The organism is Sphingobium sp. Leaf26, assembly GCF_001421665.1.
Lineage (GTDB): Bacteria > Pseudomonadota > Alphaproteobacteria > Sphingomonadales > Sphingomonadaceae > Sphingobium.
This window is the reverse complement of the sequence record NZ_LMKV01000030.1, coordinates 130,439-143,676: the sequence shown is the minus strand read 5'-3', so window position 1 is coordinate 143,676 and position 13,238 is coordinate 130,439. Positions and strand designations below refer to the sequence as shown.

General features: G+C 65.2%; 17 protein-coding genes. 11 read left to right on the top strand and 6 right to left on the bottom strand.

Features of this window, described 5'->3' with window-relative positions; all coding sequences use genetic code 11:
- The first annotated feature begins 2 nt into the window (after positions 1 to 2).
- Positions 3 to 305, top strand: a complete 303-nt coding sequence (locus ASE85_RS19320) for an alkylphosphonate utilization protein (protein WP_056692467.1) — start codon at positions 3 to 5, stop codon at positions 303 to 305.
- A 284-nt stretch (positions 306 to 589) separates the two neighbouring features.
- On the opposite strand, the gene ASE85_RS19315 is transcribed toward ASE85_RS19320, so the two are convergent.
- Complete coding sequence (locus tag ASE85_RS19315) at positions 590 to 1,141, bottom strand: 2'-5' RNA ligase family protein (protein ID WP_056692464.1); 552 nt, start codon at positions 1,139 to 1,141, stop codon at positions 590 to 592.
- Between the two features lie 124 nt (positions 1,142 to 1,265).
- Here ASE85_RS19315 and ASE85_RS19310 point away from each other — a divergent pair, with 124 nt between their 5' ends.
- From ASE85_RS19310 to ASE85_RS19295, 4 genes are all read left to right on the top strand, one after another.
- Positions 1,266 to 1,709 carry a pyridoxamine 5'-phosphate oxidase family protein gene (locus ASE85_RS19310; RefSeq protein WP_056692461.1) on the top strand — a complete coding sequence of 148 codons (444 nt, stop codon included), beginning with the start codon at positions 1,266 to 1,268 and terminating at the stop codon, positions 1,707 to 1,709.
- Complete coding sequence (locus ASE85_RS19305) at positions 1,709 to 2,107, top strand: DoxX family protein (RefSeq protein WP_443018553.1); 399 nt, start codon at positions 1,709 to 1,711, stop codon at positions 2,105 to 2,107. Before ASE85_RS19310 ends, ASE85_RS19305 begins: the two co-directional genes overlap by 1 nt.
- A 90-nt stretch (positions 2,108 to 2,197) precedes the next feature.
- Positions 2,198 to 4,246 (top strand): carbon starvation CstA family protein, encoded by a 2,049-nt coding sequence (locus ASE85_RS19300; protein ID WP_056692459.1) that lies wholly within the window; start codon positions 2,198 to 2,200, stop codon positions 4,244 to 4,246.
- Positions 4,247 to 4,284: 38 nt separating this feature from the next.
- Positions 4,285 to 4,428 carry a YbdD/YjiX family protein gene (locus tag ASE85_RS19295; RefSeq protein ID WP_443018552.1) on the top strand — a complete coding sequence of 48 codons (144 nt, stop codon included), beginning with the start codon at positions 4,285 to 4,287 and terminating at the stop codon, positions 4,426 to 4,428.
- A 228-nt stretch (positions 4,429 to 4,656) separates the two neighbouring features.
- Here the strand turns inward: ASE85_RS19295 and ASE85_RS19290 are convergent, their stop codons facing one another.
- Positions 4,657 to 5,586, bottom strand: coding sequence for an XdhC family protein (locus tag ASE85_RS19290; RefSeq protein ID WP_056692697.1), 930 nt, complete (start codon positions 5,584 to 5,586; stop codon positions 4,657 to 4,659).
- Between the two features lie 82 nt (positions 5,587 to 5,668).
- On the bottom strand, positions 5,669 to 6,349 hold the full coding sequence (locus tag ASE85_RS19285) for a S24 family peptidase (protein WP_056692450.1): 681 nt from the start codon (positions 6,347 to 6,349) through the stop codon (positions 5,669 to 5,671).
- A gap of 115 nt (positions 6,350 to 6,464) precedes the next feature.
- Between ASE85_RS19285 and ASE85_RS19280 the strand changes: the two genes are divergently transcribed.
- Positions 6,465 to 6,650 (top strand): hypothetical protein, encoded by a 186-nt coding sequence (locus tag ASE85_RS19280; RefSeq protein ID WP_056692447.1) that lies wholly within the window; start codon positions 6,465 to 6,467, stop codon positions 6,648 to 6,650.
- Positions 6,647 to 7,018 carry a hypothetical protein gene (locus ASE85_RS19275; protein WP_056692444.1) on the top strand — a complete coding sequence of 124 codons (372 nt, stop codon included), beginning with the start codon at positions 6,647 to 6,649 and terminating at the stop codon, positions 7,016 to 7,018. Before ASE85_RS19280 ends, ASE85_RS19275 begins: the two co-directional genes overlap by 4 nt.
- 2 nt (positions 7,019 to 7,020) lie before the next feature.
- Here the strand turns inward: ASE85_RS19275 and ASE85_RS19270 are convergent, their stop codons facing one another.
- Positions 7,021 to 8,061, bottom strand: a complete 1,041-nt coding sequence (locus ASE85_RS19270; protein ID WP_443018549.1) for a hypothetical protein — start codon at positions 8,059 to 8,061, stop codon at positions 7,021 to 7,023.
- A gap of 30 nt (positions 8,062 to 8,091) precedes the next feature.
- On the bottom strand, positions 8,092 to 9,330 hold the full coding sequence (locus ASE85_RS19265; protein ID WP_056692441.1) for a TIGR04063 family PEP-CTERM/XrtA system glycosyltransferase: 1,239 nt from the start codon (positions 9,328 to 9,330) through the stop codon (positions 8,092 to 8,094).
- Positions 9,331 to 9,421: 91 nt separating this feature from the next.
- On the opposite strand from ASE85_RS19265, the gene ASE85_RS23600 reads away from it, so the two are divergent.
- Genes ASE85_RS23600 through ASE85_RS19255 form a run of 3 tightly spaced genes read left to right on the top strand, consistent with a single transcriptional unit; the run spans position 9,422 to position 11,620 of the window.
- Positions 9,422 to 9,559 carry a hypothetical protein gene (locus tag ASE85_RS23600; protein ID WP_200928407.1) on the top strand — a complete coding sequence of 46 codons (138 nt, stop codon included), beginning with the start codon at positions 9,422 to 9,424 and terminating at the stop codon, positions 9,557 to 9,559.
- Complete coding sequence (locus tag ASE85_RS19260; RefSeq protein ID WP_056692438.1) at positions 9,552 to 10,916, top strand: putative O-glycosylation ligase, exosortase A system-associated; 1,365 nt, start codon at positions 9,552 to 9,554, stop codon at positions 10,914 to 10,916. The genes ASE85_RS23600 and ASE85_RS19260 overlap by 8 nt, the downstream gene beginning before the upstream one ends.
- Entirely contained in the window at positions 10,913 to 11,620 is a 708-nt protein-coding gene (locus ASE85_RS19255) for a hypothetical protein (protein WP_056692436.1), read from the top strand. Before ASE85_RS19260 ends, ASE85_RS19255 begins: the two co-directional genes overlap by 4 nt.
- Here the strand turns inward: ASE85_RS19255 and ASE85_RS19250 are convergent.
- Complete coding sequence (locus ASE85_RS19250; protein WP_056692433.1) at positions 11,580 to 12,134, bottom strand: type 1 glutamine amidotransferase domain-containing protein; 555 nt, start codon at positions 12,132 to 12,134, stop codon at positions 11,580 to 11,582. The genes ASE85_RS19255 and ASE85_RS19250 overlap by 41 nt on opposite strands.
- A 95-nt stretch (positions 12,135 to 12,229) precedes the next feature.
- On the opposite strand from ASE85_RS19250, the gene ASE85_RS19245 reads away from it, so the two are divergent.
- A complete protein-coding gene (locus tag ASE85_RS19245) occupies positions 12,230 to 13,231 on the top strand; it encodes a DNA topoisomerase IB (protein WP_056692430.1) in 1,002 nt (333 codons plus the stop codon).
- The last annotated feature ends 7 nt before the right edge of the window (positions 13,232 to 13,238 follow it).

Genomic DNA, 13,238 nt, shown 5'->3' with positions numbered 1-13,238 from the left:
CCATGGCCGACGACGATTATGTCTATGACGAAGCCAGCGGCGAATGGATCAGCGCGGCCGATGCCGCCGCGCGACCGGACGCGGCCAGTGCCGTCGAGGTGCGCGATTCGGTCGGCAACCTGCTGGCCGATGGCGATCAGGTGACGCTGATCAAGGATCTGACCGTCAAGGGCGCGGGCCAGACGCTGAAGCGCGGCACGCTCATCAAGTCGATCCGCCTGACCGGCGACGCGCAGGAGATCGACTGCCGGTACGACGGGATCAAGGGGCTGGTGCTGCGTGCGGAATTCGTGCGCAAGCGGTGAATGGGCGGGTGGGTTCGAGCCGAAGCGAACAGCCACCATCCGTTCGGGCTGGGCCTGTCTAAGCCCCGTCCTTTCTATGCGACGTCGCGTTTTGAAGAAGAAGTGCAGCCCTTCGACAGGCTCAGGGCGAACGGATGTCGGGAATGAGGGATAGGTCGTGGCCCCTTCTCGCTCCTGCCCCCTGGAGCGCGCTGCGTTAAATCCGATGCAGGTCGCGCGCTCCAGTTTTTTGTCGTCGCATCGTTTTAAGCGAAAAACCGGTTCCCACTTTTCCGCACGATGCTCTAAAACAACCTATATTGCGCGTCGCCCTGTAGCCTCCATGTGCCGACCGTCTCGTGCCGGGTGCGGCCGACATGGCTGCACACCAGCACCAGTTCCTCCACCCGCCAGCCAAAGCCGTCGATGCGGCGTTGCGCCGGTGGTCCGTCGCGATAGAAGAGCGTCTGGTGCGGGCTGAACGTCCACGCCTCCCGCGGCGGCGCGGCCGACCGTTTCAGCGCCTCTGCCACCTGCCGCTGCAACCGCGCCAGCGCCGCATTGCTGCGGGACGGGCGCAGCGCCGCCGACTGGCCGCCATAGCTCAGCCGATCGAGCAGCAGGTCGAAGGGATCGGCCATGATCTGCATCGCCGCGCCCTGCAACGTCTCGATCAGCGCCTGTGGATAAGTCGGCATGTCGGCCGAAATACCGAGCGTTACATGCTGGTGCGACGGCAATATCCGCGCGCTCCCGCCCGCCAGTATCTGGGCATAATGGTCGATCTGGCGCGTCACCACCGGCGGCGGCTTCACCGCAAAGAACAGACGATAGGCGGATGCAGCCCGGCGGCCCATGTGATGATTCCCGAATCACGCAATTTGTTCTTTATATGTTCTATTCCCTTTTGTGTCGATCGGGTCAGGAACCCGAATCGCCCCGTCCTGCGTTGGAACATGATACAGGAAAGGAGTGAGGCCCATGCAGCACACGATCGCCAGCCTGTCCGAGAAGATGCAGCAGATAGATTTTGCGATGCTGTCGACGCATACCGAGGACGGCCATATCGGCGCCCGACCGATGAGCAACAATCAGGATGTCGCCCATGGCGGGGACAGCTATTATTTCACCACCGAAGATACGCTGATGGTGCGGGATATCGAACGCGACCCGCGGGTCAGCCTGTCCTTCCACGGCAAGAGCGGATTGTTTGGTCAGCGGCCGCTGTTCATCGCGCTGGAGGGGCGCGCTGACCTGGTCCGCGATCGCAGCCAGTTTGTCGATCACTGGAATCCCGACCTTGAACTGTGGTTCGAGGATGGCGTCGACACGCCGGGTCTGGTGATGATCCACGTCCATGCCGAACGCGCCCATTATTGGGACGGGCAGGATGAGGGCGAGCTGGAAATCGACGTGATGCACTGATCGTGGAGCGCAGCCGGACGATCGCCCGATATGTGCTGGCCGCCCTCTACGCACTGGCCGGCATCGCGCATCTGGCGCGACCGGCGGGTTTCGTCGCGATCACGCCCGATTGGGTGCCGCTCCCCGGACTGGTCGTCGCACTGACGGGCATTGCCGAACTGGCCGGGGCGATCGGCCTGATGACCCCGCCATTGCGCCGCGCCGCCGGGATCGGGCTGGCGCTCTATGCGCTGTGTGTCTGGCCCGCCAATATCAACCATGCGCTGAACGACATTCCTTTGGGCGGCGCGCATCTGAACTGGTGGTATCACGGCCCGCGCCTTGCGCTGCAACCGGTCATCATCTGGTGGGCGCTCTGGGCCAGCGCCGTCATCGACTGGCCCTTCCGACGCAGGTAGCCGTCGGAAGGTAGCCGGTTGTCTTTCGGCGCCAGTGGCTTAGGGTGCCCGTCCACTCCTGAACCCACAATCTGGCATCGACGAGGCGGCATGACCCGGCACATTCCCTGGATTTTGACTGCCATTCTCGGTGCAATCGCGCTGACCGTGGTAGCTGTGTCGCGCGGCGAGGCCGTCAATGCGCTGTGGATCGTGGTCGCGGCGGTCTGCTGCTTCCTGGTCGCCTATCGCTATTATGCCCTCTACATCGCCCGCCATGTGATGCGCATCGATCCTGCACGACCGACCCCGGCGATCCGCCGCGCCGATGGCCTGGATTATGTCGCGACTGACCGCACCGTGCTGTTCGGCCATCATTTCGCGGCGATCGCGGGCGCGGGACCGCTGGTGGGGCCGGTGCTGGCGGCGCAGATGGGCTATCTGCCCGGCACATTGTGGATCATCTTCGGCGTGGTGCTGGCGGGCGCGGTGCAGGACTTCATGGTCCTGTTCATCTCCATGCGTCGCGACGGCAAGTCGCTGGGCGAACTGATCCGCATGGAAATGGGGCAGGTCGCGGGCACCATCGCGCTGTTCGGCGCCTTCATGATCATGGTCATCATCCTTGCCGTGCTGGCGCTGATCGTCGTGAAGGCACTGGCGGAAAGCCCGTGGGGCATGTTCACCGTCGCCGCCACCGTGCCGCTGGCCATGGCGATGGGGGCTTACACCCGCTGGATCAGGCCGGGGCGGATCGGCGAAGTGTCGATCATGGGCCTGATCGGCCTGCTGGCGGCCATCGTCTATGGGCAGGCGATCGCGCAATCGCCGGTGTGGGGGCCGGTCTTCACTTTCACCCCGGTACAGCTCTGCTGGATCCTGATCGGCTATGGCGCGGTCGCCTCCGTCCTGCCGGTCTGGCTGCTGCTCGCGCCGCGCGATTATCTGTCGACCTTCCTCAAGATCGGGGCAATCGCCGCGCTGGCCATCGGCATCGTCATCATGGCCCCGCCGCTCAAGATGCACGCCGTCACCCAGTTCGTCGGCGGCAATGGCCCGGTCTGGTCGGGCGGCCTCTTCCCCTTCCTGTTCATCACCATCGCCTGCGGCGCCGTCTCCGGCTTCCACGCCCTCATTGCCAGCGGCACCACGCCCAAGCTGATCGCCAGCGAGGCGCATGCGCCGATGATCGGCTATGGCGCGATGCTGATGGAGGCGTTCGTGGCGATCATGGCGCTGGTCGGCGCGTCGATCCTGGACCCCGGCATCTATTTCACGATGAACAGCCCCGCCGCGCTGATCGGCACGGATGCGGCGAGCGCATCGGCCGCCGTCACCGCCATGGGCTTCCCGATCTCGCCCGACCTGATCGCCCAGACGGCGAAGGATGTCGGCGAACATACGATCATCAGCCGCGCGGGCGGCGCGCCCACGTTGGCGGTCGCGATGGCGGAAATCTTCAGCCATGTCGTCGGTGGCGTGGGCATGAAAGCCTTCTGGTATCATTTCGCCATCCTGTTCGAGGCGCTGTTCATCCTGACCGCCGTGGACGCGGGCACCCGCGCCGGGCGCTTCATGTTGCAGGATCTGATCGCGCTGGCCGTGCCCGGTTTCAAAGACACGAAGAGCCATGTGCCCGGCATCCTCGCCACCGGCTTCTGCGTCGCGGCCTGGGGCTTCTTCCTCTATCAGGGCGTCACCGATCCGCTTGGTGGGGTGAACACGCTCTGGCCGGTGTTCGGCATCTCCAACCAGATGCTGGCCGCCATCGCCCTGATGTTGGGTACCGTCGTCCTGTTCCGGATGAAGCGGGACCGGTTCGCCTGGGTGACGATGGTGCCGGCCGCATGGTTGCTGATCTGTACCCTGTCGGCGGGATGGCTGAAACTCTTCTCTGCCGATGTCAGGGTGGGGTTCCTGGCCCATGCCGCCAAGTTTAGTGCGGCGGCGGATGCGGGCACAGTGCTGGCCCCAGCCAAGTCGATGGCGGAGATGCAGCGGATCATCTTCAACGACCGGGTCGATGCCGCGCTGGTGGCGCTGTTCCTGGCGGTGGTGCTCTCGCTGCTGTTCTTCACCGTGAAGACCTGTCTTGCCGCCCGGCGCATCGCCGCGCCCACCGCGCAGGAAATCCCTTCGCAACTGGTGCCGGCAGAGTGAACGGCTGGCTCGACATCGCGCGCCGCACCGCGCGACTCATGGTCGGCCTGCCCGACTATGACGCCTATCTGCGCCACATGACCGCGCATCATCCCGACGGTCCGATCATGAATCGCACGGAATTTTTTCGCGACCGGCAGGAGGCCCGCTATGGCGGGAAAAATGGCGGACGCTGCTGCTGAAACCGTAAAAGAAACAATCTGTTAACAATTTTCCAGATCGACATAAGATGCAACGGTCGCAATATTGCGACCATAAAATCGAAATCTACGACCGGAAATTTCAAGAATACGCCTTTGGGGGTATTGATCGCTTCGGTCGCTTTGCTAGGGCGCGCCATCCTTTGTGCCCGACAGCGTAGGGGATGTGCCCCCTGTCCAACCCTTGGCGGCAGGGGGCACCCATGATGGCTATCCGCGCGCGTTGAAGCCCGCCACCATGCCGGCACTGATCGACAGCGCAATTTCCGCCGGACCGATGGCGCCGATATCGATGCCGGCCGGGCCGTCGATGCGGGCCAGATCCTGTGCCGCGAAACCCATAGCCGCCAGCCGCTCCAGCCGCGCGGCATGGCTGCGGCGCGATCCCAGCGCGGCGATATAGCCGGTCGGCGCCCGCAGCGCCGCGACCAGCGCGGGATCGTCGATCTTGATGTCATGGCTCAGCACCACGACTGCCGTCGATTCGCCCGGCAACCGGGCCGCCACCGCCTCGTCCGGCCAGCGGTCGTCCAGTTCGACACCCGGAAAGCGCTCGGCCGTCAGGAAGCGACCGCGCGGGTCGATCACCACAGGCGTCACCCCGATCGCCTGCGCCAGCGGGACCAGGCTCTGCGCAATCTGCACTGCGCCCACGATCAGCAAGCGACGCGGGGGATCATAGCGGTTGAGGAAATCGTCCCTCCCTGTGCTGGCGCTCGCTTCCGCGCGGGTCACGCCGCTGGCCAGGTCGGTCGCCAGCGTCAGCGATCGTCCGGCGTCATTCTCCGTCGCGACCCTTGCGAACAGGGCCGGGTCGAAGCCAGTTGCGCTCACCGGCTGGACCAGTACGGCGATCTCGCCACCGCAGGGCAGGCCGACCTCCCACGCATCGCCATCGGCCACGCCATAGCGCTCGACATGCGCCGCCCGTCCGTCCATCACCTCGGCCGCGCGTTGCAGGACAGCGCTTTCCACGCAGCCGCCGGAAATGCTGCCTTCAAACCGGCCATCCTGATGCACGATCATATGGCTGCCGCGCGGGCGCGGCGCCGACCCCCAGGTCGACACCACCGTCGCCAGCGCCATGCGCGCGCCACACCATTCGATCGCCTTGCGGATCACCGCGCCATTATCGTTCAATTCAAACTCCCCGGCCTGCGCCAGCGCATCCAACGCCGGACCCTGCATCCGAGTCCCATATGGGACTCGGACAAAGCCACGCCTAGTGCAACCGCCTGCCGCTCCAGACGACCCGGCCGACAATATCCACCAGCGCAGGGTCGATGTCGGTCCAGTCGGGATAATGGGGATTGTCGCTGACCACGCTGAACCAGCCGCGGCGCGGCCCCATGGCGATGCGCTTGACCATCAGCACCCCATCCAGCCGCAGCACATAGACGCCATCGCGCAACCGGCCGGCATCATCCTCATGATCGACCATGATGTCGTCGCCGTCATTCAGCGTCGGCGCCATGGATTCGCCATCCACCCGGATGATCGACACGCGCTGTGGCCGTACGCCCAACTGGCGCAGCCAGCGGGCATCGAACGCCATCACGCCGGCCGCCTGCTCATCCTCGTCCAGCGACCCCTGCCCCGCCGACGCGCCCAGCGCCAAACGTGGCACGGCCACAACCGCCGGCATACCACGCATCCGGGACGGCATGGCATGCCCGATGGCCGACGGGGTTTCGACGCCGCCCAGAATCTGTTCGGGCACGCCGAAATAGCGCGCCAGCACCCGGCGATCCGCCTCGTCCAGCTTGCGTGGCGTCCCGCGCTTGATGAACTGCTGAACATAAGCGGGATTGCGACCGATCAGCCGGGACAGATCGGCATAATTTTCCCCGCGCTCGGCAATCAGCCGATCCAGCGCGATCCGGGCGTGCTGCGATTCATCCATATCCGGTCCATAATGATAGGAATTTTCCTAGACAAGTAGGAAATCGGGTTTGAGATAGGAATATACCTATCGACTCGCAGCGGGCGAGTCGCATTGACGGGGGAGAAGAAGGCCCATGCTGCTGCCGATGATCGAGCGGTTCCTGCGTGAACATGACATGCCGCCAACCCGGTTCGGACGCGATTGCGCACGCGATCCGCGCCTGGTCTTCGACCTGCGCCTGGGCCGGGAACCCGGCGATCGGGTGCGGAGACGTGTGGAACATTTCATGAACAACTATTGCAGGAGCGTTCAACAATGACAAGCGCCGATCACCGCTTCGCAGGTGCGAAAATCATCCGAAATCAAGCAATAGGAAATAGGCGGGACGATCCGCTGCCGGCATTGCTGGTGCAATTGCTCGCCAGAGCGGGCCAGCCCGCGATGATCGAGCGGGCGGTCAGCCGCCCCTGGGCCAGCGCCCTGTTCCAGGGCCGCCGCCATGTCATCAGCCTGCGCCTGACCGGCGCGGATGCGCAGGCCCGGCGCGACCGGTTGCTGGACGAATTGCCGGAGGCCGAATGGACCCTGTCAGGCTATTTCGTCGGCGATATCTTCGTGGATCGCGACGGCAGCGACGATCAGGGCCAATGGCTGGACCTGTCGGCCCTGACGGTCGAAGACTGGTAGGGTCAGCGCCGGTTGGCCATGGAGCGCAGCGCGCCCAGCGCGGCACGCAGCGCTTCATCCTGATCCTGTTCCACGCTGGTGCGGACCGGCACGGCCGGGGCGACCGGCATGTCGGCGATCGTGCCCGCCGGCGCGCTCATCGTGCGCGACCGATGGGCCAGACCGCGCTCCAGCCGGTCGGTCAGTTCGGCGATCGACAGGCCGTGGGTCGGCAGCGGCGCCGGACGGACCGGTTCGACGGCCGGCTCGGGCGCGGACAAGGCAGCGGACAAGGCAGCGGGGATCGACGGAGCCATGGCCGAAGAGATGGGGGTGGCCTGCTGCGGCGTCCAGACCGGCTCCGGCGCTGGGACGAGGATATCGTCGGCAATGCCATCCTCTACTACGATCTCGTCCTCGATCTCATCATGCACCAGCGTGGGCGTGGTAAACGGCCCGGCAGGACGCAGGAACGCGGGCTGGGGCAACTGCTCCTCCGCCATCGGCATGGGCGCGTCGGGCATGGTCAGCTTGCCGAGCGGCACGACGCTGTCACGGTCCGGCTCCCGATTCGCCACCAGCGAACGGCGGCCCGATTCGGCGCGAGGGAAGATATCCAGACCGTCGAAATCGCGGCTGGCGAAGATGGGCGGGCGCGACGGCGCATCGGGATGCGCGTCGGCGCGGCGCAGGACGGGCATGTCCGGTTCGGACGCAGCGCGGCCACGGGCCAGTGCGGTCAGCTTGGAGAATGCGAAACCCATTTTTCTTGCTCCCTGGACGCGATTGGCACGTCCTGTTTCATCTTCAAGGGCCAGTACGCCCGAATCGCGGCGCGTCAGGCCAATTATGCCCACCGCCATCAGTCCGGCGAAACCCGCCATGATCAGTCGCGCCTTCAGGCCCAGCGGAGGCGCTGCGGCCGGCAGCGCTTCGCTCAGGCCACTCGACGCAACCAGCATCTCGACCAAGCCGACCGGCATCCACAGGAACAGCAGGGCGACCGCCAGACCGGCCAAAGCCGCCAGCGCTGTTCCCCGCCTTCTGTCTACGCCTGCCGACACCTTCTTGTTCTACCTCTACTCAGGCCTTGCTCATGCAGCCGCGCGCGTGCCCGCAGGGCGCGCCAGCAGCCGCTGGTAAACGGGTTCATAACGTAAAATGTTTGACGACCAGTTACGCTCCCGCTCCACGAAAGCGCGGGCGACTGCTCGGCGTTCATCCCAGATTGCGCGGTCGGCGAACAGGCCCGCCAGCGCCGATGCGATCGCGGCCGGATCGTCCGGTGCGAACAGGGTGCCTGTGACGCCATCCTCGATCAGTTCGCGATGCCCGCCCACGCTCGACGCCGCGACGAGTCGCCCTTGCGCCATGGCCTCCAGCGGCTTCAAGGGCGTGACCAGATCGGTCAGCCGCATCGCCTTGCGCGGATAGGCCAATATGTCGACCTGCGCATAATAATGTTCGACCTGATCGTGCGGCACGCGACCGACGAAGACGATATGATCGGCAAAGGGCGACGCCATCGCCTGATCGTGCAGCGCCTGTTCCATCGGGCCGCCACCGACCAGCAGCAGCTTGGCCCTGGGCCGGGCGCGCACGAGTCGCGGCATGGCGGCGATCAGGTCGTCCAGCCCTTCATAATCATAGAAGCTGCCGATGAAGCCGACGACATCCGCCCCCTCCAGCCCCAGCTTGGCGGTCAGCGCGGGATCGCGATCGACCGGCGTGCCGAACTGGTCCATATCGACGCCGTTGGGCGACACGACGATCTTGCCCGCATCCACGCCGCGCGCGATCAGGTCGTCGCGCAGGCCGTCACAGATCACCGCGACGGCGTCGGCCGCGCGCACCGCATGGCTTTCCAACTGGCGGGTCAGCCAGTAACGCGGACTGCCCTCCACTCCGGTGCCGTTGCCGACCGCCGCATCTTCCCAGAAAGCACGGATTTCGTAGATCATCGGCAGGCCGTGGCGCTTGGCCACGCGCTGCGCCGCGATCGCGTTCAATACCGGCGAATGGGCGTGGATCACGTCGGGCCGCCACTGGCGAACCAAGGCGTCGATCGCATCGGCATGGGCCGCGATATCGCGCCATTCGCGAATCAGGGGATTGCCGCTGGCCGCTTCGCCGGGGGTGCGGTGGAAGGTCAATCCATCCACCACTTCCTCCAGCGGCCCGCCGGCCGCGTCCTTCACGACATGGCGGTAACCGGTGATGCCGCGCACCTCCCATCCGCGCGCCATCTGCGCCCGCAGGATCGCACGGGTGCGAAAGGTGTAGCCGCTGTGCAGCGGCAGACTGTGGTCCAGGACATGGAGTATGCGAGTCATAGCCCGGTCTGTTTGCCGAAAAAGGTTTAACGGCCCGTCAACTCTGTCTGGTTAGTGGAGGGACCGTGCCGAACGGAATCACTCATATACGATGATCGACGCCCTATCCCTGCTGATCAGCCATGGCGTGATCCTGCTCGCGGCCTGGCGCTTGCTGCCGCGCGCCGATCTGGATCGCGATCCGCCCCCGGCACTGCCTTCGGCGTCGGAGCCACATTCCGATGCGTGACCTGTTCTTCATCGCCTTCCTGGGACTGTTCGGCCTGATGGGTCTGAAGCGGCCATTCCTGCTGGTCGCGGTCTATGCCTATATCGACATCGTCTCGCCCCAGCGGCTGTCCTATTTCCTGCTCAACACCATCCCCATTTCCGCCATGGCCTTTGCTGCGATGGTGGGGGCATGGGCAGTGATGGACGACAAGAAGGATTGCCGATTCTCCTTCCGGCAAGTGCTGATGCTCATTTTGGTGGCCTGGTGCGGCTATACCACGCTGACCGCCGATTTCCCGGTCGAGGCCATGACCAAATGGAACTGGGTGTGGAAGGCGATCATCGCCGGCATCTTCCTGCCGCTCGTCCTGCGCACGCGGTTGCGGATCGAGGCGCTGACCGTCTTCATGATCCTGTGCGCCAGCACCATCATCATCAATGGCGGCATGAAAACCGCGCTGTCGGGCGGCGGCTATGGCGTGCTGAACCTGATGGTCGAGAACAACAGCGGCCTGTATGAAGGCAGCATCATCAGTTGTGTCGCCATATCGCTGATGCCGCTGATCCTCTGGCTGTCCAATCACGGCACCATCTTCCCGCCGGACTGGAAGGTGAAGGGCTTCTGCTACGCCCTCTGCCTCGCCTGCATGTTGATGCCGATCGGGACCGAGGCGCGCACCGGCCTGGTCTGCCTCGTCATCCTGTTCGGCATGATGCTGGTGCGGTCGAAAAAGAAATTCGTCTACGGCCCGCTGCTGGCCGTAGCCGCGCTGGCCTCCATCCCCTTCCTCCCCGCCAGCTTCACCCAGCGGATGGAGACGATCGAGAACCACCAGGGCGACGAGAGCGCCGCCACTCGTGTCGCGGTGTGGATGTGGACGCTCGATTATGTGAAGCAGCATCCGGGCGGCGGCGGCTTCGACAATTATCTCCAGAACAGCTTCAGCTATTTCGCCCAAAGCACCGTCGTCGACAGCGGCGGCGCCCGGATCGAGCGCCGCACCGTCACCGACAAGGGCCGCGCCTATCACAGCGCCTATTTCGAGATGCTGGGCGAACAGGGCTATTTCGGCTTCTTCATCTGGACGCTGATCCACGGCATCTGCTTCGTTCGGACCGAGTCGATCCGTCGCCTCTATCGCAAACGAGACGGGCCGGATGAGGCCTGGATCTCGCCATTCGCCTCTGCCCTGCAACAGGGCCATGTCGTCTATATGATCGGATCGCTTTTCGTGGGTATCGCCTACCAACCCTTCATCTTCATGATGCTTGCGCTTCAGATCGGGCTGGACACCTATCTGACCCGGCTGCGCAAGGATGCGGCGAAGCGCGACCTGGCCGCAACCCTTGCCGCCCGGCACGGAGTCCCGGCATGAACGGCGAACTGCGCGCGCTGGGCGTGGCGCATGGCCTGTTGCTGGGCCTGGCGCTGGCGTGCCCGCTTGTGGCTCCGGGCCTGCTGCCCTGGGGCATGGATGCACTGCTGCTGGTCGGCGGGTTCCAGTTGCGGCTGATGGATCGCCGCTTCACCCTGCGCATGGGGGCGAGGGATTGGGTCAGCCATATCATCATGGCGCCATCGCGACTGCTACGCTGGGGAGCGGCGGCAGTGGTCGCGCTGATCGCCGGGGATATGGGACTGGCCGGCGCGATCCTGACCGCTGCCTTCGCCTGCGAACTGCTCGCCTATCCACTCGCGACCCTGCTGATCGGCCGGCGCAGTCTGCGCCATGTGGCGGGCGCGCTCGCGCTGCTAATTGCAGCGACCGGCGCGATGGGCCAGCCTGCGTTGCACCTCATGCTCAGCTTCCTGACCGGAGTCGCCGCCTGCATGGTCTGGCTGCGTGGCCCGGATGGCGAGCCGCGCGCGCTCGCGCTGGCAGTGGGCGGCGGCGCGGCCGCTGTCACCGCACCGTTGCTGTTCCCCGGCGCCCTCGCCTTCGCCGCACCGACCTTCGCCGTCTGCGCCGCCTGGGTGCTGGCCCATCTGTCGGTGCTGCGCCGCCCGGTCATGCCATGGCGGCTCAGCACCGTGCCGGTCAGGCTGCGACCGGCTGCGCTGCGGTCACCGCCACCCTGAAGGCTTCGACAAAGGCCGGGATATCGTCCGGCTTGCGGCTGGTGATGATGTTCCCGTCGATCGCCACTTCGCGATCGACCACCTGTGCGCCGGCGTTGGCCAGGTCGGTGCGCACCGACGGCCAGCCGGTCACGGTCTTGCCGCGCACGACGTCCGCCTCCACCAGCAACCATGGCCCGTGGCAGATCGCCGCCACGGGCTTGCCCGACTCCACGAAGGCGCGCACGATTTCCACAGCCTTGTCATGGGTGCGCAACGTGTCGGGATTGGCGACGCCGCCGGGCAGGATCAGCCCGTCATATTCCTCGATCTTCACGGCCTCCAGCGTGATGTCCGGCGTGATCGTGTCGCCCTTCTCGTCATGCTTCATACCCTGGATCGGTTTCATATCGGGCGCGGCAAGGACGACCTCCGCCCCCGCGTCGAGCAATGCGTGGCGCGGGTCGAACAGTTCGGACTGTTCGAACCCGTCGGTCGCGACGATCAGGATGCGGCTTTCCTCGATGGCGGGCATATGTCTCTCCTGGATGATGCGGGAAAGCTCTTCAACCGCCCGTCCCCGGCAGAGGTTGCGGAACGAAGCGACGAACGGCGGGTTTTCCGGTACAAATGCCAGACCTTACACATAGCGATGACAGTTGCCCCGGCATCACCCGCCGCGCGCTCAAACATGGCTGGGCCTATTATCGCGACGATGGCGCCCGTATCACCGACCGGGACGAGATCGACCGGCTGAACCGCATCGCCCTGCCCCCGGCCTATCGCGACTGCTGGTTCTGTGCGTCCCCCTACGGCCATATCCAGGCGATCGGCTATGACGACCGGGGCCGGAAACAATATCGCTACCACCCCGATTTCCGCGCCGCGCGGGAGGCGGAGAAATATGCCGGCTGCCCCGATTTCGGCCGCGCCCTGCCGAAATTGCGCGCCCGGCTGGAGGCGGACCTGTCGAAGCGCCGGCTGCGCAAGGACCGCACATTGGCCGCCGTTGTCCGCCTGCTCGATCTCGCCAAGCTTCGCGTCGGCAACGAACATTACGCCACCACCAACAAGAGTTTCGGCGCCACCACGTTGCGCCGCCGCCATGTCGATGTCGGCGGCAAGTCGCTCACGCTGCGCTATCGCGCCAAGTCGGGCAAGCAGCAGCAACTGACCGTCACCGACAGCCGTCTGCTGCGATTCGTGCGGCAGGTGCAGGATCTGCCCGGCCAGCATCTGTTCCAATATCTGGATGAGGATGGGGACGCACGGCCGATCAATTCCAGCGACGTCAACGCCTATATCGCCGATGCCATGGGTGCGCCCTTCACCGCCAAGCATTTCCGTACATGGGGCGCCTCCACCATCGCGTTCGAGACGCTGGCGGCCGGCCATGTCTCGCTCAAGCAGATGCTGGAGCCGGTGGCGCAGGCGTTGGGCAATACACCCGCGATCAGCCGCAAAAGCTATATCCATCCCGCGCTGATCGCGCTGTGTCATGATGGACAGGATGAATGGCGTGCGGGCCTTCGCCTGCCGCGCCGGACCCATTATCTGTCGCGCGGGGAACGCGGCCTGATCGCCTTTCTGGACGGCATAGCCGATTGTGCGCCGCTTGCAGCGGCCGCCTGATTCGGCA